This window comes from Lysobacterales bacterium (assembly GCA_016721845.1).
GTDB lineage: Bacteria > Pseudomonadota > Gammaproteobacteria > Xanthomonadales > Ahniellaceae > JADKHK01.
Window position 1 is genome coordinate 1,800,494 of record JADKHK010000013.1, and the last position, 19,501, is coordinate 1,819,994.

The following is a 19,501-nucleotide window of genomic DNA, read 5'->3' on the forward strand; positions in this document are numbered from 1 at the left end:
AGACTCCGATGAACAGCACCCTGCCCTTCCTTGCGATATTGCTCAGCACGGTCCTCGTCGCACACCTGCGACTCGGCCTGCTGGCGTGGACCGCCCTATCGGCCATCGGCCTGGGTGCCGCGACGATGTTCGCCGGCGCGCACCCGCTTGCGCTTTACGCGGCGTGGGCCGTGTTCGCACTGGTCGCGGTGCCGTTCAACATCGGACCGCTGCGCCGCGCGATCTTCAGTGGCCCTTTCCTCAAGGTCTATCAGCGCATCACCCCGCAACTGTCGGACACCGAGAAAACCGCGCTTGAAGCCGGCACCGTCGGCTGGGAAGGCGAGTTGTTCTCGGGTCGCCCGGACTGGCGCAAGCTGGCCGCGCAGCCGAAACCGGTCCTGAGTGCGGAAGAACAGGCCTTCCTGGATGGCCCGGTCGATGAACTGTGCCGCCTGCACGACGAATGGGACGCCACCCACGTGCGCGCCGACCTGTCGCCAACGGTGTGGGACTTCCTCAAGAAGAACCGCTTCTTCGGCATGATCATCCCGAAGGAATACGGTGGCCTCGGCTTCTCGGCGCTGGCGCATGGTGCGGTCGTCGCGAAATGCGCGAGCGTGTCCGGCACCTTGTCGTCGACCGTCTGCGTGCCGAATTCGCTCGGCCCCGGCGAACTGCTGCTGCATTACGGCACCGATGCGCAGAAGAGCCACTACCTGCCGCGACTTGCCCGCGGCGAAGACATCCCCTGTTTCGCACTGACCAATCCGCACGCTGGTTCCGATGCCACCTCGATCCCGGACTTCGGCATCGTCTGCAAGGGCCAGCACAACGGTGAAGAGACCCTCGGCATCAAGCTGACCTTCGACAAGCGCTACATCACGCTGGCGCCGATCGCGACGATCGTCGGCCTCGCCTTCCGCCTGCATGACCCGGACGGGTTGCTGGGTGCGGAGAAAGACCGCGGCATCACCCTCGCACTGATCCCGCGCAACACCGCCGGTCTGGAAATCGGCCGTCGCCACATGCCGCTGAACGTGCCATTCCAGAACGGCCCGGTGCGCGGCAACGGCGTGTTCATCCCGATGAGTTACCTGATTGGTGGCGAGAAGATGATCGGGCAGGGCTGGCGCATGCTGGTCGAATGCCTGTCGGTCGGTCGAGCGATTTCGCTGCCGTCGACCGCCGCTGGCGGCTGCCGCATGGGCGTCGCCGCGACAGGTGCCTATGCGCGCATCCGCAAGCAGTTCCAGATGCCGATCGGTCGTTTCGAAGGCGTCGAGGAAGCACTGGCCCGCATCGGCGGCCTGACCTATGCCATCACCGCGCTGTCGCGCATGACCGCGGCCGCGGTCGACATGGGCGAGAAGCCGTCGGTGCCGAGCGCGATCGCGAAGTACCACGCCACCGAAGTCGGTTCGCAAGTCGTGAAAGACGCGATGGACATCCACGGCGGCAAGGGCATCATCCTCGGCCCGCGCAATTACCTGGGTCGCGCGCATCAGGCCGCACCGATTTCGATCACCGTCGAAGGCGCGAACATCCTGACGCGCAGCATGATCATCTTCGGCCAGGGCGCGGTGCGTTGCCATCCGTTCGTGCTGAAGGAAATGCAGGCGGCGCAACTCGCCGATCCGAAGCAGCGTCTGGCCGAGTTCGACCAGCTGCTGATGGGCCACATCGGCTTCGCGATCAGCAATGGCGTGCGCTCGCTGTTGCTCGGTGCGAGTCATTCGGCACTGGCCAAGGCGCCGATCGGCGACGCCAGCACCGCCAAGTTCTACAAGAAGATCACGCGCTACTCGGCCAATCTGGCGCTGGTTGCCGATACCGCGATGCTGACGCTGGGCGGCAAACTCAAGGTCAAGGAGAAACTGTCGGGACGCCTCGGCGACGTGCTTAGCCAGCTCTACATCATGAGTTCGATGCTGAAGCGCTGGGAGGACCAGGGCCGTCCGGTCGCGGACTATCCGCTGCTGGCCTGGGCGATGCACGACGCCGTGTACAAGATGCAGGACGCGCTCGACGGCGTGCTGCGCAACTTCCCGATCCGCCCGGTGGCGTGGATGCTGCGCGCCCTGGTGTTCCCGATCGGCCTGCGCGAACGTGCGCCGTCGGACCGCCTTGGCCATCGCGTTTGTACCCTGTTGCTGGCGCCGAGCGAGACGCGCAATCGTCTGGTCGAAGGTGTCTACCTGACGCCGAACGCGAACAATGTGCCGGGCCGCATGCATCATGCGCTCGACAAGGTCATCGCCTCGGAGCCGGTGGAACGCAAGGTCGTCAAGGCGATCAAGGCCGGCCAGATCGGCGCGCTGGAAGCGACGGCGCAACTCGATGAAGCGGTGCAGAAGAACGTGATCACCGCGGCCGAACGCGACCTGCTCGCCGAGGTGCGCGTGCTGACCAACGAGTTCATTGCCGTCGACGACTTCGACTCGGCCGAGCTCGAAGCCGCCAGCGCCGCCAAGCGCGCCGCCCTCAAGGCCGTCGCCTGATGAGCAAGGTCCTCAAGCAATGGCAGCGACTGAAGGACAAACCCTTCGGTCGCTGGCTGTTCACGAAGATCGTCTGCTGGCAGGCGCCCTATTTCGGTTCGATCCATCCGCGCATCGAGGAGATTGAATCCGGGCGCATGGTGGTGCGCATCCGGCAGCGCCGCAGCATCCAGAACCACATCCAGACCATTCATGCGATCGCCCTGTGCAATGGCGCGGAGCTCGCGGCCGGCGTCGGCATCGAGGCGACGATCCGTCCGGAATGGCGCTGGATCCCGAAGACGATGACCGTGCGCTACCTCGCCAAGGCGACGCGCGAAGCCCGCCTGGAGTCGACCATCCAGTTGCCCGACGACATCGGCAACGGTTACGACTGCGTGATCCCGGTCGTCGCCACCGATCCGGACGGCACGCGCGTGTTCGAAGCCGACATCACGATGTGGGTGACGCCGCGCAAGCGTCCGGGCTGATCGCGAGTGCGTTCATTCGGCTTCGAAATCGTTGCCGAACACACGATCGACGACGGCTTGCGGTGTCGCGTAGTACCCGGCTTCACCATTGCCGAGCACGCCATGGGTGTTGTCACCCCAGCATCTCGCGCTGCCGTCGCTGATGCGGGCGCAGGTATGGGATCCGCCGGCGGCCAGGTCGGTTGCATTCAGTCCGGCCAGCCCGAGCACGGGCGCGGCCACACCGCGGTCGACGGTGCCGCCATCGCCCAGTTGCCCCGCATCGTTGTAGCCCCAGCACCGCAGCGTTCCGTCCGTCATCCTCGCGCAGCTGTGGTATTCGCCCAGGGCGAGCCCGCTCGTGCCCGGCCCGCCGAGGCCTGAAACGACGACGGGCGCGGTGCGCGTCTGCGTGGAGTTGTCGCCGAGCTGTCCCGAATCGTTGTTGCCCCAGCAACGCACGGCGCCGTCGCTGAAGCGTGCACAGCTGTGGTACCCACCGGCCGTGATGGCATTCGCGGCCAGCCCTGCGAGTCCGCTGACCGGAACGGGCGACGTGCGATCGGTGGTCGTGCCGTCACCCAGCTGCCCGGTGTAATTCGAACCCCAGCAGCGCAGCCTGCCGTCGCCGAGCCGCACACAGTTGTGCCAACCGCCCGCCGCCAGGGTCGAGACCGTCGTGCCGGCAAGGCCGACGACCGCCACTGGCAACGGACGATCCGTATTGGTGCCGTCGCCGAGCTGGCCATCGTCGTTGCGGCCCCAGCAACGCACGACACCGAGATGGTCCAAGGCGCAGGTGTGTCCGGCGCCGACGCCGACCGCAACGATCGTGACACCGGCCAATCCGCCGACCAGCACCGGCGCATTGCGATCGACGTTGCTGCCATCGCCGAGTTGTCCGCGGTCGTTGCGCCCCCAGCAGCGCAGGCTGCCGTCGACGATGCGCGCGCAGGCGTGCGATTCGCCGGCGCTGATCGCGGTCACGGTCAAGCCGCCCAGCCCCGAGACCAGCGTCGGTGTCGGACGCGGGCTGTTGCTGCCGTCGCCAAGTTGACCGTATTGGTTCCGGCCCCAGCAGCGCACGGTACCGCCACTGATCAGTGCGCAACTGTGCCAGGCCCCGGCGGCGAGCGCAGTCACCGGCAGACCGGCGAGGCCGCTCACACGCACGGGCAACGGCCGCTGGAGCACGCCACCGATGCCGAGTTGCCCCTCGGTATTGCCGCCCCAGCAGCGCCAGCTGCCGTCGCTGATCCGGGCGCAACTGTGCCGATCGCCGGTCCCGAATGCAGTCACGACGGTGCCGGCCAGTCCGACGACGGCGACCGCGGACAGGCGGCTTGTGGTCGTTCCGTCCCCCAGCTGCCCATATCCGTTTCCACCCCAACAGCGCAGGGCCCCCGTGCTGCTCAGGGCACAGGCATGAGACTGACCCGCGCTCACGGCAATCGTGGTCGTGCCCGAGAGACCGGTCACGGTCACCGGCGCATTGCGATGGACCGTGCTGCCATCGCCAAGTTGACCGGTGTCGTTCTTGCCCCAGCAACGCACGGACCCGTTGTTGATGGTGGCGCAGGTCTGCATGTCGTCGGCCGTCAGCGTGGTGACACTCACGCCCGCGAGACCGGCCACCAGCACCGGGACAGGGGAACTGTTGTTGCTCCCGTCACCGAGTTGGCCGTAGCCATTCCAGCCCCAGCAGCGCACCGACCCATTGCTGATCCGGGCGCAGGTATGGCTGTGGCCGGCCGCAACCGCGGTCACGATCAGACCCGGCAGCTGCACGAGAACCGGCGTGTTCTGCTGCGTGGCACCGCCGTCACCGAGCTTTCCCCAGTCGTTCGAGCCCCAGCAACGCAGACCGCCGTTGCTGATCAGGGCGCAGGTATGCGCATCGCCCGCCGCCAGTGCGGTCACGGCCAGGCCGGTGAGACCCGTCACGGTCGTCGCGGTCAGCCGGGTCGTGGTTGTCCCGTCCCCGAGTTGCCCGTGCCCATTGCCACCCCAACAACGCACGCTGCCATCGGCGATCAGTGCGCAGCTGTGGTAACTGCCCGCCACGACGGCGACGGTGGTGAGACCGGAAAGGCCGCTGACCGCGACCGGCGTCCGGCGCGTCGTCGTGGTGCCGTCGCCCAGCTGCCCGGAGCCGTTGGCGCCCCAACACAGGACGACGCCACTGCCGTTCAGGCCGCAACCGTGATAACCGCCCGCGTCGAGCACATTGGCTTGCGCGCCCACTGGGGCCAGCGTCGTCCACGCCGCCACGGCCAGGACCAAGGTCCATATCCACCGATTGCCACTCATGTTGCCCATCCCCCTGCTCGGCCTCCCGTTCGTGGCGGCCTTCAATCCCTCATACGCAGGGGAATCGGAAATCTTTCAGTTCCCGTCGGCCGTTGCGTTTGCGCATTGACCTTCCCATCATGGCAACCCGTAGCCTGCGCTTGTCCGTCAAAGGAGCAAGCCGATGAATACGCAGATTTCCATTCCCCCCGGTGATGCCGCCGCCCGCTTCAAGTTCGGCATCGAAGGCATGACCTGCGCCTCCTGCGTCGGCCGCGTCGAGCGGTCGCTGAAGCAGGTACCGGGCGTGGTCGATGCGAGCGTCAACCTCGCGACGGAATCGGCCACCGTCCAAGCCGGCGCTGAAGTGACCCGCGACGTGCTGGTCGCTGCGGTCGCCGATGCCGGCTACGAAGCCACGACGGTCGCATCCGATGCGCCGCCATCGGACGATCCGCATGCGCTTCATCACGATGCGCACGGCGATCGCGAACGACGTCATCTGATCCTCGCGGCACTGCTGTCGCTGCCGCTGATCCTGCCGATGATCGGCTTGCTCTGGGGCGAGCACTGGATGCTGCCGGGCTGGCTGCAACTCGCGCTCGCGACGCCAGTGCAATTCTGGCTCGGCGCACGCTTCTACCGCGCCGGCTGGTCCGCATTGAAGGCCGGCACCGGCAACATGGACCTGCTGGTCGCGCTCGGCACCAGCGCGGGTTACGGCCTCAGCCTTTGGCAGATGTTCGTCGCAGGAACGCATCATGGTCCGCAGCATCTCTACTTCGAGGCGTCGGCGGTGGTCATCACCCTGATCTTGATGGGCAAGTGGCTGGAAGCCCGCGCAAGGCGCCAAACCACGGTTGCGATTCGTGCGCTGCAGGCCTTGCGTCCAGCCACTGCACGCGTGCGTCGCGATGACATCGAGGTCGACGTGCCGATCGCGCAGATCCGCGTCGGCGATCTCGTGATCGTGCTCCCCGGGGAACGCATCGCCGTCGACGGTCTCATTGTCGAAGGCGCCAGCCACAGCGACGAGTCGATGATCAGCGGCGAATCCTTGCCGGTGCCGAAACACGCGGGCGACCGCGTCACCGGCGGCGCGACCAATGGCGAAGGCCGACTGGTCGTGCGCACTGCGGCGATCGGCGCGGAAACCAGCCTGTCGCGCATCATCCGCCTGGTCGAAGACGCACAAGCGAAGAAGGCGCCGATCCAGCGCGTCGTCGATCACGTCAGTGCCGTGTTCGTGCCGGTCGTCGTGCTGTTCGCCATCGCGACGCTGTTGTACTGGGGTCTCGCCGCCGGCGACTGGCCGCAGGCAGTGCTGAATGCCGTCGCGGTACTGGTCATCGCCTGCCCGTGTGCGCTCGGCCTGGCGACGCCAACCGCGATCATGGCCGGCACCGGCGTCGCGGCCCGCGCCGGCATCCTGATCAAGGACGCCGAGGCACTGGAGACCACGCATGGCGTGCGCATTGTCGCGTTCGACAAGACCGGAACGCTGACCGTCGGCCAACCGCGACTGGTGCATGTCGATGCATTCGATGGTGAAGAGGTGCAACTGCTGCGACTCGCGGCTGCCGTGCAGTCGGGCAGCGAGCATCCGCTCGCGAAGGCGGTGCTGGGCGCCGCAGCGGAACGCGGGCTGCGCGTCGAGCCGGCGTCCGGGGTGCGCGCGCTGTCCGGGTTGGGCGTGCGCGGTCAGGCCGACGGTGTCGACGTGTTCATCGGCAACGAACGACTGATGCAAACCGAAGACATCGACGTGACCGACGCGCGCGCGGCAGCACTGGCACAGGCAGCGCAGGGCCGCACCGTCTCCTGGGTGGCGACACGCGATGCGTCCGGCGCCCGCGTGCATGGCCTGTTTGCCTTCGGCGACAGCGTGCGTCCGGAATCACGTGAGGCCATCGCGGCCCTGCATGCGCTCGGCCTGCGCACCGTGCTGATCTCGGGCGACAACGCCGGCGCCGCAAACGCAGTGGCACGCGCCGTCGGTATTCGTGCGGACGACGTGCACGCGAACGTGTTGCCGGGCGACAAGGCCGAGGAAGTCCGTGCCCTCGCGGCAATCGATCGGGTCGCCATGGTCGGCGACGGCATCAACGACGCACCCGCGCTGGCGGCGGCCGATGTCGGCATCGCCATGGGCAGCGGCACCGATGTCGCGATGCAGGCAGCGGGCATCACCCTGATGCGTCCCGATCCGCGGCTGATCGTCGACGCCATCGATATTTCTCGGCGCACCACCCGCAAGATCCACCAGAACCTGTTCTGGGCCTTCATCTACAACATCGTCGGCATTCCGCTCGCTGCCGCCGGACTGCTGAACCCGGTGATCGCCGGCGCGGCGATGGCCTTCTCGAGCGTCAGCGTCGTCACCAATACCCTGCTGCTGCGACGCTGGACGCCGCGGGCCCAACATCGCATCGAAGGAGCCTGACATGCGCCACGTCGTCCGTCCCGAACTGTCCGACGCCAGGCAGCAGGGCCTGCACAATATCGGCGAAGCCGCCGCGCTGAGCGGCGTGTCGGCGAAGATGATCCGCCATTACGAAAGCATCGACCTGATTCCGCCCGCGGGCCGAACCTTTGCGAACTACCGCCTGTATTCCGACGCCGACCTGCACCGACTGCGCTTCATCAAGCGGGCGCGCTCACTCGGCTTCTCGATGAAGGAGATCGCGCAACTGCTCGCCCTCTGGTCGGACCCGAAGCGCAACAGCAGCGAGGTCAAGAAACTGGCGCAGTCGCACGCCGCTGAACTTGGCCGCAAGATCGCCGAGATGCAGGCGATGCAGCGCACGCTGGCCGATCTCGCGCGGCAATGTCACGGGAACGACCGCCCCGAATGCCCGATCCTCGACGATCTCGCGCGTCCCGAACCGGCCAAGCGCGGCAAGGCCAGCGCCTGCCATTGAACTCAAAAGCGAAACGACAACCCGACCGTGAAGATCGCGTCGCCCCAGCCATCCTGGCCGGGTTGGCCGGTGTCGTTGAGGTCGTAGCGGACGCGAACATCGCCGCGCAGGAGCAGCTTGCCGTTCTCGGTGACTTCCCAGGAACCGCCGGTGCCGATCTGCATCATCGCGTCGCGGCCTTCAGTGATGCCGCTCGGGGCATCGAATTCGGACACGCCGAAGCCGATCAGCACGTACGGATCCCACAACGGCTCACGATTCACTTCGACATAGTTCACGGCCACGGTCTTGTGGCGCAGACCATAGTCCATCGAGAAGTCGAGCTGGTCGGCGCCGAACTCGAGCTCGACGCCACGCGTTTCGCCAAGACGGCGCGTGATCGTCAGGAATTCGGCCGAACCGTCGAGGCGCACTGCATTGTCGGTGATCATGCCGCCGACACGCACGCCGAATTCCCAGTCGTCGCGAGCGGACGCCCGCCCGATCGTGCTTACGGACAACAACAGCAACAGGCACAGCAAGCGGATCATTCGTTGCTCCGATGGGCATCGGCGTAACGCACCGCATGCCAGGAAAATAGCGCGGATGCAGCCGACGCGAGCACGGCCATCGCCGCGAATGCGGGTACGCCAAAACCGATCGCGCGCAATCCGTTCATGCCGAAACTGGTCATGACGTCGCCGGCGCGCCAGACCGCGGTATCGATGAACGCCTTGGCCTTGTAGCGCAGTTCGCGTGGCACCCGCGTGTACAAGCCTTCGCGCGCCGGCTGCAGCAGTCCGTAGGCACCGGCACGCGACAGGACCATCGCGATCATGGTGATTTCGGCACCCGGAATGAACCCGACCAGCGACAACACGATCACGTTGAGCGCGCAGTGCAACAGCATCGCCGCGAGCGGCCCGAAGCGCACGAGCAACAGCGGTGCGACAGCGATCTGGTAGACGAAGGTCAGCAGGTTCGCGGCGAAGTCGATGCCGGCGAAATACTCGGTGCGCTGCACGGCGGTCGTCAATGTGTCTCGGGCGATGTCGGAATTGAGCGCATACAACATCGTGCCGATCACGTCGGCGAGCAGCATCAGGATCGCCATCGCACGCATGAACGGGTCGGCCCAGACGGCCTTTGCGCCGGCCCACCAACCACCACCCATCGGACGCTCCGCGACCGTCGCATCGCGTCGCCCGTAGCGCTTCGCCCATCGCGACAACAGCAGCACGCAGACGAGGGCGGCGAGCAGCGCACCCGAGGACAACCACAACAGCCCCGACACGCCGATGTCGCCGACCAGCCATTTCGCCGCCGACGGCCCGGCCACAGCCCCAACGGTGCCACCGATGCCGATCGGCCCGAACAGGCGCCGCGCCTGGGCATCCGTGAACACGTCCGCCATGAAGCTCCAGAACACCGCGACGACGAACAGGTTGAACACGCTGACCCAGATGTAGAACGCGATCGCCATCCACGTGCTCGGATGATCGCTCGATGCAATCGTCGAGAACGCGACCATGCCGATCGCGAAGAATGCGTAGGCAATCGGAATGAAGATGCGACGCGGAAAACGCGCGACGATCGCGCCATAGAACGGCGTCAACACGACCGTCGCGATGAAGGTGCCGGTCCACAACCACGGCAACACGTCGGAACCGCCTGCGGCCGCACCCAATTGCTCGCGCACCGGGCGCACGACGTAATAGGAGCCGAGCACGAAGAAGAAATAGACGGCGGCAATCAGCGCGGCCTGGACATCGCGTGCCGAAACGGCATACGCCGTCGATCCAGAATCCTGCGCCTGCTGCGATTGCGTCACGTGCCAGCCTGTGTCCCGACGACCGCCGGAGTGTAGCGGCCCCGTCCAGCACGTACACTCCGCGAATGAATCTGTCCTCGATCCATCTCTACCCGATCAAGTCGATGCGCGGCTTCGCCGTGCAGGAAGCCGAGGTCGAAGCGCGCGGACTGCACGGCGACCGCCGCTGGATGCTGATCGACGCCAATGCACGCTTCGTCACCGCACGCCAGCATCCGACCTTGTTGAAGTGCGCCGCTGAATTGATCCGCGATGGACTGGTGGTCTTCACGCCCGCCGGCAGCCGGCGCGATGTCGGCGAGCCGCCAATTTCGGCCGCGACGATCGAGGTCGGCATCTGGAAGTCCTCGAGTCGCGCGCGCGCGGCCGACGACGCGATCAACGCATGGTTGTCGCTGCAACTCGGCATCGCCGTGCGTCTCGTGCACATGGCCGACGACTGCGTGCGCAGCGTCAGCCGCGACTGGTCAAAGCCCGGCGACATCGTCAGCTTTGCCGACGGATTCCCCTTGCTGCTGATCGGCACGGCCTCGCTCGACCTGCTGAACTCGAAGCTGGCGCGACCGGTGTCGATGGCAAATTTTCGTCCCAATCTGGTCGTGAAGACGGACACACCGCACGTCGAAGACACCTGGAAACGCATTCGCATCGGCGACACCGAGTTCGCGCTGACGAAACCGTGCACGCGCTGCGTCCTCACCACGATCGACCCGGACAGCGCCACGCCGGCCACCGATGGTGAACCCTTGAAGACCCTGACGAGTTATCGACGCGAGGCGATCGGCGTCACCTTCGGCCAGAACCTGCTGGTGCGCCGGACCGGGATCGTACGCGTCGACGCGCCGGTCGAAGTCCTCGAATAAATGCTCTAAGTCGGCTACCTAGGGTGCCTGCGCCCGCTGTGTTGCGGGCGACGCGCCATCGGGTGCGCCGCGCCCCGTTGCAAGCGAGGGACTGCACGTGAAGTACGACTACATCATCATCGGCGCGGGTTCCGCGGGCTGCGTGCTCGCGAATCGGCTCTCGGCCAACCCGAACACGCGCGTGCTGCTGCTCGAAGCCGGCCCGCGCGACTGGCACCCGTTCATCCACATGCCGGCCGGCCTCGCGAAATTGGTCAGCCGCAAGGGTGTGAACTGGGACTACAACACCGAGCCGGAACCGCAGCTCGATGGCCGTCGCCTGTGGTGGCCACGCGGGAAAGTGCTCGGCGGATCCAGCTCGATCAATGCCATGTGCTACATCCGCGGCCACGCCCGCGACTACGACGAATGGGCGGCACTCGGCGCCACTGGTTGGGATTGGTCGTCGGTCCTCCCGTATTTCAAGCGCAGCGAACACAACGAGCGCGGCGCCGACGCGTTTCACGGTGTCGATGGCTTGCTCAATGTCGCCGACCACCGCTATCGCAACCCGCTGTCGCCGGTGCTGCTCGATGCCGCCCGCGAAGTCGGCTTCCCGCTGAACCCCGACTTCAACGGCGCGCAACTGGAAGGCTTCGGCTTCTACCAGGTGACGCAGAAAAACGGCCAGCGCTGGAGCACCGCGGCCGGCTATCTCAATGCGGCACGCGATCGCGACAACCTGACGATCAGGACGCGCGCCATGGTCGAGCGCCTGGTGATCGATCACGGCCGTGCCGTCGCAGTCGAGTTCCGGCACAAGGGCGAGCGCGTGCGCGCCGAGGCGGAGCGCGAGATCGTGCTGTCGGGCGGTGCGATCAATTCACCGCAGACCCTGATGCTGTCCGGGATCGGCGCGGCCGACGACCTGCGCAAGCACGGCATTACGCAGCGGCATGAACTGCCGGGCGTCGGTCGCAACCTGCACGACCACCTCGATGCCTGCACCATCTTCCGCTGCAAGCAGCCGATCACCTACGACAAGACCAACGACGTCTGGATCGCGCTGCAGTATGCGCTGTTCCGCAAGGGACCGGGCACCTCGAACATCGCCGAAGCCGGTGGCTTCGTGCGCTCGCCGCTGGCACCGGACGAACGCCCGGACCTGCAGTTCCATTTCGTGCCGGCGATCCTCGACGATCATGGCCGCAATCGCCTTCCCGGCCGCGGCATGACCTTGCACGCCTGTCACCTGCAGCCGCGCTCGCGTGGCCATCTCGAACTCGCCAGCGCCGACCCGACCGCGAAACCGAAACTGTTCGCGAATTACCTGAGCGACGCCGAAGGCTTCGACCGCCGCGTGCTCGTCGAAGCCGTGCGCACCTCGCGCCGATTGTTCAAGTCGAAGGCCTTCGATGCCTATCGCGGCGACGAGATGTTTCCCGGCGACAATGACGATTCCGAGGCCGCAATCAGCGCGTTCCTGAGCCGCAAGGCCGAGACCGTGTACCACCCGGTCGGCACCTGCAGGATGGGCAGCGATGCCGGTTCGGTCGTCGATCCGAACTTGCGCGTGCATGGCCTGCAGGGTCTGCGCGTGGTCGATGCGTCGGTCATGCCGAAACTGGTCAGCGGCAACACCAATGCGCCGACGGTGATGATCGCGGAGCGCGCGGCCGACCTGATGCTCGCGGGCTGATCAGCGCGCCAGCAGCGGCGGCAGCGGGCAATGCAGCGCCGCGCAGGCGACGCGCAACAGTTCCGCTTCCGCCACCGCGATGCGCCCATCGTGACTGATGGTGGTGACCATCGCCTCGATCAGCAACTGCTTTCCGGCCGAGTCCAGCTGGTCGAGCTTGCTCAGCGCCGGCACCAGGGAGGCATGCCAGTCGCTGCTGTCCGGCATGGCGATCGAACGCTGTCCGTAGAGCAACTGCATGCCGGCCTGGAATCCGCGCTGGGCATCGACCGTGCTGTCGTGCCCGGCGTGCGCGAGCACCGCGAACAACAACGCGATCTCGGCCTCGCATTGCACCAGCTTGCGCCGCCCGATCACTCGCGCCCGCGCCGGATCCAGCGCTTCCATGACGTGAATCGCGACCAGGCGAGCCAGACAGAATTCGAACAAGGCCTGCTGGCCGTCGGCATGGATCAGCTGATCCAGCAATTGCATGAATCCCTGCAGCCACGGCCGCGGGTGCCGACGCAGGGCCGGAAACGCGATCGCTGCCAATGGCATGCGCTGCATCGGGTGCAAGGCCTCGACCGCCTCGCGCAGCAGCAAGGTCTCCGTCTGCGCTTCCGCACCGCCGTGCGCAACGATCATCGCCAACTGGCGCGCACGGATATCGGCGTTCGCATCGAGCAGGAGTGCATAGATCACCCGATCGGCCGAGCGCTGCGCGCGCGCGGCCTCGAGCAACAGCGGCGGAATGCGATTCTGGATGAGGTCGGCGGTCGCGAAGTCATCCTGCTTCGGCGCGCCGACGTGATTCGACACCGAACGGGGCTGCACCGCGATGTCACTGCGCACGTCCGGCAACGGCGGCGGGGCTGCTGCCGAGGTCGCCGCCGTCTCGAGACCCAGTCCCTGGTCGAGTCCGAGTTCGGCATCCAGCGCCAGCACGTCGACCGGCTGCGACCACTGCTTCGCGATCGCCGCGAACTGTTCCGCCTTGAAACTCTTGTCGAGGCGCTGGATTCGCTCCAGCAGCGGCGGATGGGTCGCGAACATCGACGAGAAATTCATGCCCGACCCGAACAGCATGTGGCTGACTTCCTCGACCTCGGGGTTCTCGATCTTCGATCCTTCCGGCAGTCCGCCGACCTTCTTCAACGCGCCGGCCAGTCCGACCGTCTGGCGAGTGAACTGCACCGCCGAGGCATCGGCCAGGTATTCGCGCGAACGCGACACGCCAGCCTTGATCCAGCGCCCGAAGAACACGCCGACATAGCCGATGATCATGATCGCCAGCGCGATCAGGAAGATCGGCACGGTGCCCTTGCTGTCGCGTGCATGCCGCATGCCCTCGAGGATCTTGCGACCGATGATGCCGATCACGAGAATGCCGAACAGCAGACCCATCAGACGGATGTTGAGGCGCATGTCGCCATTCAGTACGTGACTGAACTCGTGCGCGATCACGCCCTGCAGTTCGTCGCGCTTGAGCTTTTCCAGCGCACCGCGGGTCACCGCGATCGCCGCGTCCGCAGGCGTGTAACCGGCCGCGAACGCATTGATGCCGGACTCCTGTTCAAGCACGTAGATTTCCGGCACCGGCACGCCGGACGCGATCGCGATTTCCTCGACGACGTTGCGCAGGCGGCGATGGTGCGGATTGGTGGTCTCGGCCGAGATCAGCGTGCCGCCCAGCGACTGCGCGACGGCCGCGCCGCCGGACCGGAGCGCGCCGATCTTGAACAACGACGCCAGCGCGATCACCGCAGCGACGATCAGACTGACCGCCAGCAGCGTGCTGGCGTGCTGGGCAAGTGTCTCGCCTGCCGTCAGGCCAGCGGCGGCATCGCCGGCATTGGCCAGCATCGCCGCGACGACCACCAGGTCGATCGCGCCAATGATCGCGATCACCGCGAGCACGAACAACAGCACCAGTCGCTTCGACTGCTGGCGTGCCTGCTGCTGGGCTTCGAAGAAGTTCATCGGCGGACCGGAACGCGCGCCGCAATTCGCGGCGCGACTGCGCTCAGTCGAACTTCACCTTGACCGCTTCGCGCTTGACCGCATCCTCGATCTGCAGCAAGGCGGCTTCCTTGAAGTTGAACATGCCGGCGATCAGATTGTTCGGAAACACGTCACGAGCGACGTTGTAGCCCATCACCGAATCGTTGAAGGCCTGGCGCGCGAATGCGACCTTGTTCTCGGTCGAGGTCAGCTCTTCGCTGACCTGCATCATGTTCTGGTTGGCCTTGAGGTCCGGATAGGCCTCGGCCACCGCCATCAGGCGGCCGAGCGCGCCGGTGAGTTGACCTTCGGACGCGGCCAGCGCCTGCATCGCTGCAGCGTCGCCCGGATGGGCCTGCGCCGCCTTCAGTCCATTCATGGCCGAATTGCGCGCGGCGATCACGGCTTCGAGCGTGCCGGCCTCATGCTTCATGTAGGCCTTGGCGGTCTCGACCAGATTCGGGATCAGGTCGTAGCGACGGGTCAGTTGCACGTCGATCTGCGCGAACGCGTTCTCGTAGCCGCGGCGGGAGCGGATCAGCCCGTTGTAGATGCCGACCACCCAGAATCCGAGTACCGCGACGACCACCAGCAGAATCAGCAAACCCAGCATCGCACCGCCCTCCGCGTGTAAGAAATGGCCCGCGTTCAGCATCGCTGCTTGATAGAATCGCGGTGTCCGGACGAGCATAACATGGCCGTTTTACGAAACTTTGCAAGCTACCCGTGGGTCGCGATGAGCATCGCGTTCGCGGCTGCGACGAGCGTCTGCGCCGCGGCCGACAGCATCGACGAGCAGACCCGCACCGCCAACATCGTCGCCGAATTCGAGCAGCTGACCGATGCGGTGCTGCGCACCGGGCAGACGCCCGCGCTGGCGGCGGTCGTGGTCAAGGACGGCGTGATCGTCAGCGTGCGCGGCATCGGCGTGGCCGAGAACGGAAAGCGCATCGCGGTCGGCCCGGACACCGTCTTCCGGGTCGCGTCGCTGTCGAAGTCGTTCGCTGCCTCGCTGGCCGCGCTGCTGGTGAACGAACGCGCACTGCAGTGGGAGGACCGCGTGCAGGACCTGGTCCCGGCCCTGGTGCTGAAGGACATTGATGGCGCCGGCAAGCTGCGCATCGACGACCTGCTCAGCCATCGGGTCGGACTGCCGCACAACTCGCTGGACCGCGCGCTGGAGGCCGACTCGCCCTACCCGTTGCTGCTCGAACAGCTTGATGAAGTGACTCCGGTGTGTTCGGTCGGCAGCTGCTACAGCTACCAGAACGTCGCCTTCAGCCTGATCGGCGATGTGACCTTTGCCGTCACCGGCGACTTCTTCACCCATCAGGTCGAGAAGCGGATCTTCCATCCGCTGATGATGGAGACCGCGACCTATGGCCGCGACGCGCTGGAGGCGAGCGGCGACTGGGCACATCCGCATGTGAAGCGCTCGGGCCGCTGGCAGTCGGTGCTGCCGAAGCTGACCTACTACCGGATTCCGCCGGCCGCCGGCGTCAACGCCAGCGCGCGCGATCTGGGCCAATGGATGCTGGCGCACCTCGGCCACGCACCGGATGTCTTCGATACCGAACTGCTGAACATCCTGCACACCTCGCAGATTCCGACCCCCGGCGAAGTGCTGGGTTCGCCCTGGCGACGCGAGCGCGTGCGCACCGCCTCGTATGCGCTGGGCTGGCGGCTGTTCGACTACAGCGGACACCGCATGATCTTCCACGCCGGTGCCGTGCAGGGGTATCGCGCAGCGCTGGCGATGCTGCCCGACCAGGACTTCGGCGTGGCCCTGCTCTGGAACAGCGAGTCGGCCGTACCCGCCGGACTGCTGCCGACGATCATCGACCGCGAACTGGAGCTGCCCGCACGCGACTGGCTGCAACTCGACCGCCTGACGCCACGCCCTGCCGCGAAAGTCCGCCGCAGCCGCTGACACCACATGATTCTCGCCGAGCGACTCTGTCTGTTCGGTTTCGATCCGCAGGGCGGCGGCGAGCGTCCGCAACTTGATCGCGATGCACTGCATGCCGCGATGGCCGGCTTGATGCTCACCGACCTCGTCTGCGGGGGGCGTTTCGCCATCGTGGGGGATCGCATCGAACAACTCGACACCCTGCCGCTCGCCCACCCGCTGCTGACTGAAGCTGCGACTTTGCTGTCGCGACTGAAATCGACGGCACTGGCTTCGGCCTTGCAGCAGTTGCGGGCTGCATCCCCTCGCTGGCACGGGCGCATGCGCAAGGCACTCGCCGAACGTGGTGTCCTGGAATTGTGGATTCCGTTTCCGTTCCTGCGCCGCTATCGATTGCGCTCACGCCAAGCCTGGAACGAATCGGCTCATCTGCTGGATGCAGCGATGACGGACGCGCCGATGGACCGCATGGCGCTGGCTTTTGCCACACATCGCTGCGGGTGGCTCGCCGACACGGTCAGCAGTGACGTCGCCCGGCAACTTCTGGCACGCATCGACGCGGTGACGCGCAGCGACGATGTGCGACTACGCCAGCTGCCTTCCTTGTTTGCGCACGCCTGAAACGAAGACGGCGCCGATGGGCGCCGTCTTCGTCGCGACGCGGGGCTGCGCTACTGCGCCTTCAACGCGAACTCGATCCGGCGCGTGAGCTGACGCGACACGGCCTTGCCGTTGTCCATCGCGGGCTCGAACTGCCATTGCGACACCGCACGCGTGGCGTCGCGATCGAACACGCCTCGCGGTTGCGCACGCACGACATTGACGTCGGACACCGACCCATTGGTGTCGACGGTAAACGACACTTCCACCCAGCCTTCCTGCTTGCGACGTGCCGCCGCGGCGGGATAAGTCGGGCGCACCTGTCGCGTCAGCACCGGCTCACGCGTCTCTCCGACAGGCTGCGCCGGCGGCGGCGGTGCGGCTGGTTCGGCCGGCTTCGGTGCCGCCTCGACCGGACGTGGCTCGGCTTGCGCGGTACGGGTCGGCTGCGCCGGCGCTGCAGCCGGCGGCGGTGCCGCGGCGGCTTGCGATGCCGCTTGTTCGCGCTGCTGGGCCGCTGTCTCCTGCGCGAGACGACGCTCTTCCTCTCGCTGCAACTGCGTGCGCGCGGCATTGAGCTTCGACTTCAGCGTCGACACCGTATAAGAGCCCGGACTGGCCTGATCAAGCAGCGCCACGATTCGTGTCGCCTCGTCGAGATTGCGATTCGCGATTTCACGCTCGGCATTGCCGGCCGCCAGCGGAAACAAATCGACCAGGGCCTGTGTCGCGCTGACGTTGTTGGCCTCCTTGGCCAGCACCTGAAGATAGATTTCGATGGCGTTGTCACCTGCGGGAGTGACAAGACGCTCCTCGTTCATCGCGCGCGTCGCTGCGGCCAGCAGGTCGGCGACCGTGACTTCAGGGGCAGCGGGCGCCACGACCTGCGGTGAAGCACCGGCAGCGGGCTGAGCAGCGGTTGCGGGCGCTGCCGCCTGTTCCTTCTTGCCGCAGGCAGCGACCGCGAGCAAGCAAGCCACGATCAGCAATGCGGCGCGGACGCGGATTTGAACTGGATTGGCGTGGATCTCGAGCGGCATTTCACATCCTCGTTGATTCGTGGTCGGACCGGCGCGCGGGATCGGCAACGACGGCCATGACGAAGGTCACACTGCGGTTTGTACCGCAATTCTGACGCGCGTTCACGCAACTGCAACATCCGGCAGCCGTTCGGGACTGCCGCGATCCGGGCGAATACGGCGCAAATGCACGTGCGATACCGCTTCCGCAGTCCGAATTTCAATGCAAAGGATGGTGTCCGGAACGTGGCGGAAGCGTCTGCATCATCGGAAACCTTGCGTCTCCGGAACCGCTTCCATCCAAAGTGACCATCGCACGCCGGGCGGCCGTGCGATGGTCTGACCCTGAAAAACGTGTTGCTGAATTACTTATTTCTTAGCGGCTTTCTTGGCAGCGGCTTTCTTGGCCGGAGCCTTCTTCGCTGCAGCCTTCTTGGCCGGAGCTTTCTTGGCGGCGGCCTTCTTGGCCGGAGCCTTCTTCGCTGCAGCCTTCTTGGCCGGAGCTTTCTTTGCAGCGGCCTTCTTGGCCGGTGCTTTCTTCGCTGCGGGTTTGGCGGCGGCTTTCACCGTGCCAGCTTTCTTCTTGGTAGTTGCTGCTTTCATTGTAGTGCTCCTCTTGGTTTTGGCAGTGATCGCCCGGTGAAATCGATCAAGCACCGCGTGCGTGGACTGCCGACGCACACACACGGCTGGAGAGTACGACTCGACGCGTCGTCGGGAGCATCATTGGGTTTGCGTCGTGGTCGCGGAAGTTGGGGTACATGCGGGAGAGGCGGAGACTCGATCGCGACATCTGCGAGGAAGTGTTTGCGGTCGATGTTTCGATGTCTCTATTGCCACTCATTTCCGAAGCATGCTTGTCACGCTGCGGCAAAACTAATCGCACACGCGTTGACTGTCAACACGTTTTGTGAGCGCGGAAATTTTCGTGCGTGTCGTCGAAGCGAATCGGATCGATGTCGTGATCGATGTCGTGATCGCGCGCATGCATGTGATGACGATCTCGCATCGCTCGAATGTCGCGCACGCGGACCAAACTCGGGACAAAAAAAACCGGCTGCTGATGGCAACCGGTCTGTTGAAGCGCTGCGACGCGATTGAATTCAGTGGTCTTCGCTTTCGATCATCTCGGCGTAATCGTCCGGGCTGAGCAGCTCGTCGAGTTCACTGCGGTCGGACGGCATCACGACGAACAGCCAACCATCACCATAGGCATCGCCATTGATGGTTTCCGGCGCATCGACCAGCTTCTCGTTCACCGCGACGACCTTGCCCGAGATCGGGCTGTAGACATCGGAGGCCGCCTTCACCGACTCGACGACAGCCGCGCCATTGCCGGCCTGCACGTCATCGCCGACACCGGGCAATTCGACGTAGACGAGGTCGCCGAGCGCCGCCTGTGCGTGGTCGGAGATTCCGACGGTGACGTGTCCATTGTCTTCGGCACGCGCCCACTCGTGGCTCTTCAGGAACTTCAGATCGCCTGGAATTTCGCTCATG

At 65.8% G+C, this 19,501-nt stretch carries 16 protein-coding genes; 8 read left to right on the forward strand and 8 right to left on the reverse strand.

Annotation, left to right across the window (positions count from 1 at the left end; all coding sequences use genetic code 11):
• Positions 1 to 8: 8 nt before the first annotated feature.
• Complete coding sequence (locus IPP28_15670; protein ID MBL0042433.1) at positions 9 to 2,480, forward strand: acyl-CoA dehydrogenase; 2,472 nt, start codon at positions 9 to 11, stop codon at positions 2,478 to 2,480.
• Entirely contained in the window at positions 2,477 to 2,950 is a 474-nt protein-coding gene (locus tag IPP28_15675) for a DUF4442 domain-containing protein (GenBank protein MBL0042434.1), read from the forward strand. The genes IPP28_15670 and IPP28_15675 overlap by 4 nt, the downstream gene beginning before the upstream one ends.
• 12 nt (positions 2,951 to 2,962) lie before the next feature.
• On the opposite strand, the gene IPP28_15680 is transcribed toward IPP28_15675, so the two are convergent.
• Positions 2,963 to 5,239, reverse strand: a complete 2,277-nt coding sequence (locus tag IPP28_15680; protein MBL0042435.1) for an RCC1 repeat-containing protein — start codon at positions 5,237 to 5,239, stop codon at positions 2,963 to 2,965.
• 163 nt (positions 5,240 to 5,402) lie between these two features.
• On the opposite strand from IPP28_15680, the gene IPP28_15685 reads away from it, so the two are divergent.
• Positions 5,403 to 7,661, forward strand: coding sequence for a copper-translocating P-type ATPase (locus IPP28_15685; protein ID MBL0042436.1), 2,259 nt, complete (start codon positions 5,403 to 5,405; stop codon positions 7,659 to 7,661).
• A 1-nt stretch (position 7,662) separates the two neighbouring features.
• Positions 7,663 to 8,139, forward strand: coding sequence for a Cu(I)-responsive transcriptional regulator (cueR, locus tag IPP28_15690; GenBank protein ID MBL0042437.1), 477 nt, complete (start codon positions 7,663 to 7,665; stop codon positions 8,137 to 8,139).
• A gap of 2 nt (positions 8,140 to 8,141) precedes the next feature.
• Here the strand turns inward: cueR and IPP28_15695 are convergent, their stop codons facing one another.
• Together IPP28_15695 and IPP28_15700 are read right to left on the reverse strand one after the other, a co-directional pair.
• A complete protein-coding gene (locus IPP28_15695) occupies positions 8,142 to 8,669 on the reverse strand; it encodes a hypothetical protein (GenBank protein MBL0042438.1) in 528 nt (175 codons plus the stop codon).
• Positions 8,666 to 9,949, reverse strand: a complete 1,284-nt coding sequence (locus IPP28_15700) for an MFS transporter (GenBank protein MBL0042439.1) — start codon at positions 9,947 to 9,949, stop codon at positions 8,666 to 8,668. Before IPP28_15700 ends, IPP28_15695 begins: the two co-directional genes overlap by 4 nt.
• 65 nt (positions 9,950 to 10,014) lie before the next feature.
• On the opposite strand from IPP28_15700, the gene IPP28_15705 reads away from it, so the two are divergent.
• Together IPP28_15705 and IPP28_15710 are read left to right on the forward strand one after the other, a co-directional pair.
• Positions 10,015 to 10,812 (forward strand): MOSC domain-containing protein, encoded by a 798-nt coding sequence (locus IPP28_15705; protein MBL0042440.1) that lies wholly within the window; start codon positions 10,015 to 10,017, stop codon positions 10,810 to 10,812.
• Positions 10,813 to 10,909: 97 nt separating this feature from the next.
• On the forward strand, positions 10,910 to 12,490 hold the full coding sequence (locus IPP28_15710; GenBank protein MBL0042441.1) for a choline dehydrogenase: 1,581 nt from the start codon (positions 10,910 to 10,912) through the stop codon (positions 12,488 to 12,490).
• Here the strand turns inward: IPP28_15710 and IPP28_15715 are convergent, their stop codons facing one another.
• Both IPP28_15715 and IPP28_15720 read right to left on the reverse strand, forming a co-directional pair.
• Positions 12,491 to 14,452 carry a M48 family metallopeptidase gene (locus tag IPP28_15715; GenBank protein ID MBL0042442.1) on the reverse strand — a complete coding sequence of 654 codons (1,962 nt, stop codon included), beginning with the start codon at positions 14,450 to 14,452 and terminating at the stop codon, positions 12,491 to 12,493.
• A 43-nt stretch (positions 14,453 to 14,495) separates the two neighbouring features.
• Positions 14,496 to 15,086: a LemA family protein gene (locus tag IPP28_15720; protein MBL0042443.1), complete on the reverse strand. Its 591-nt coding sequence runs from the start codon at positions 15,084 to 15,086 to the stop codon at positions 14,496 to 14,498.
• A gap of 123 nt (positions 15,087 to 15,209) precedes the next feature.
• Between IPP28_15720 and IPP28_15725 the strand changes: the two genes are divergently transcribed.
• Together IPP28_15725 and IPP28_15730 are read left to right on the forward strand one after the other, a co-directional pair.
• Positions 15,210 to 16,403 (forward strand): beta-lactamase family protein, encoded by a 1,194-nt coding sequence (locus IPP28_15725; GenBank protein MBL0042444.1) that lies wholly within the window; start codon positions 15,210 to 15,212, stop codon positions 16,401 to 16,403.
• Between the two features lie 6 nt (positions 16,404 to 16,409).
• On the forward strand, positions 16,410 to 17,003 hold the full coding sequence (locus IPP28_15730) for a GPP34 family phosphoprotein (protein ID MBL0042445.1): 594 nt from the start codon (positions 16,410 to 16,412) through the stop codon (positions 17,001 to 17,003).
• 50 nt (positions 17,004 to 17,053) lie between these two features.
• On the opposite strand, the gene IPP28_15735 is transcribed toward IPP28_15730, so the two are convergent.
• The 3 genes from IPP28_15735 to gcvH all read right to left on the reverse strand — a co-directional run bounded on the left by IPP28_15735 (position 17,054) and on the right by gcvH (position 19,500).
• Positions 17,054 to 18,022, reverse strand: coding sequence for an energy transducer TonB (locus IPP28_15735; GenBank protein MBL0042446.1), 969 nt, complete (start codon positions 18,020 to 18,022; stop codon positions 17,054 to 17,056).
• Positions 18,023 to 18,370: 348 nt separating this feature from the next.
• Positions 18,371 to 18,604 carry a hypothetical protein gene (locus IPP28_15740; GenBank protein ID MBL0042447.1) on the reverse strand — a complete coding sequence of 78 codons (234 nt, stop codon included), beginning with the start codon at positions 18,602 to 18,604 and terminating at the stop codon, positions 18,371 to 18,373.
• A 500-nt stretch (positions 18,605 to 19,104) separates the two neighbouring features.
• Positions 19,105 to 19,500, reverse strand: coding sequence for a glycine cleavage system protein GcvH (gcvH, locus tag IPP28_15745; GenBank protein ID MBL0042448.1), 396 nt, complete (start codon positions 19,498 to 19,500; stop codon positions 19,105 to 19,107).
• Position 19,501: the final 1 nt, after the last annotated feature.

Bases quoted from the DNA above. Each gene is read 5' to 3' on its own strand.
- IPP28_15670 (MBL0042433.1), top strand. From the start codon at position 9: ATGAACAGCACCCTGCCCTTCCTTGCGATATTGCTCAGCACGGTCCTC.
- IPP28_15680 (MBL0042435.1), bottom strand. From the start codon at position 5,239: ATGAGTGGCAATCGGTGGATATGGACCTTGGTCCTGGCCGTGGCGGCG.
- IPP28_15685 (MBL0042436.1), top strand. From the start codon at position 5,403: ATGAATACGCAGATTTCCATTCCCCCCGGTGATGCCGCCGCCCGCTTC.
- cueR (MBL0042437.1), top strand. From the start codon at position 7,663: ATGCGCCACGTCGTCCGTCCCGAACTGTCCGACGCCAGGCAGCAGGGC.
- IPP28_15695 (MBL0042438.1), bottom strand. From the start codon at position 8,669: ATGATCCGCTTGCTGTGCCTGTTGCTGTTGTTGTCCGTAAGCACGATC.
- IPP28_15705 (MBL0042440.1), top strand. From the start codon at position 10,015: ATGAATCTGTCCTCGATCCATCTCTACCCGATCAAGTCGATGCGCGGC.
- IPP28_15715 (MBL0042442.1), bottom strand. From the start codon at position 14,452: ATGAACTTCTTCGAAGCCCAGCAGCAGGCACGCCAGCAGTCGAAGCGA.
- IPP28_15720 (MBL0042443.1), bottom strand. From the start codon at position 15,086: ATGCTGGGTTTGCTGATTCTGCTGGTGGTCGTCGCGGTACTCGGATTC.
- IPP28_15725 (MBL0042444.1), top strand. From the start codon at position 15,210: ATGAGCATCGCGTTCGCGGCTGCGACGAGCGTCTGCGCCGCGGCCGAC.
- IPP28_15730 (MBL0042445.1), top strand. From the start codon at position 16,410: ATGATTCTCGCCGAGCGACTCTGTCTGTTCGGTTTCGATCCGCAGGGC.
- IPP28_15735 (MBL0042446.1), bottom strand. From the start codon at position 18,022: ATGCCGCTCGAGATCCACGCCAATCCAGTTCAAATCCGCGTCCGCGCC.
- IPP28_15740 (MBL0042447.1), bottom strand. From the start codon at position 18,604: ATGAAAGCAGCAACTACCAAGAAGAAAGCTGGCACGGTGAAAGCCGCC.
- gcvH (MBL0042448.1), bottom strand. From the start codon at position 19,500: ATGAGCGAAATTCCAGGCGATCTGAAGTTCCTGAAGAGCCACGAGTGG.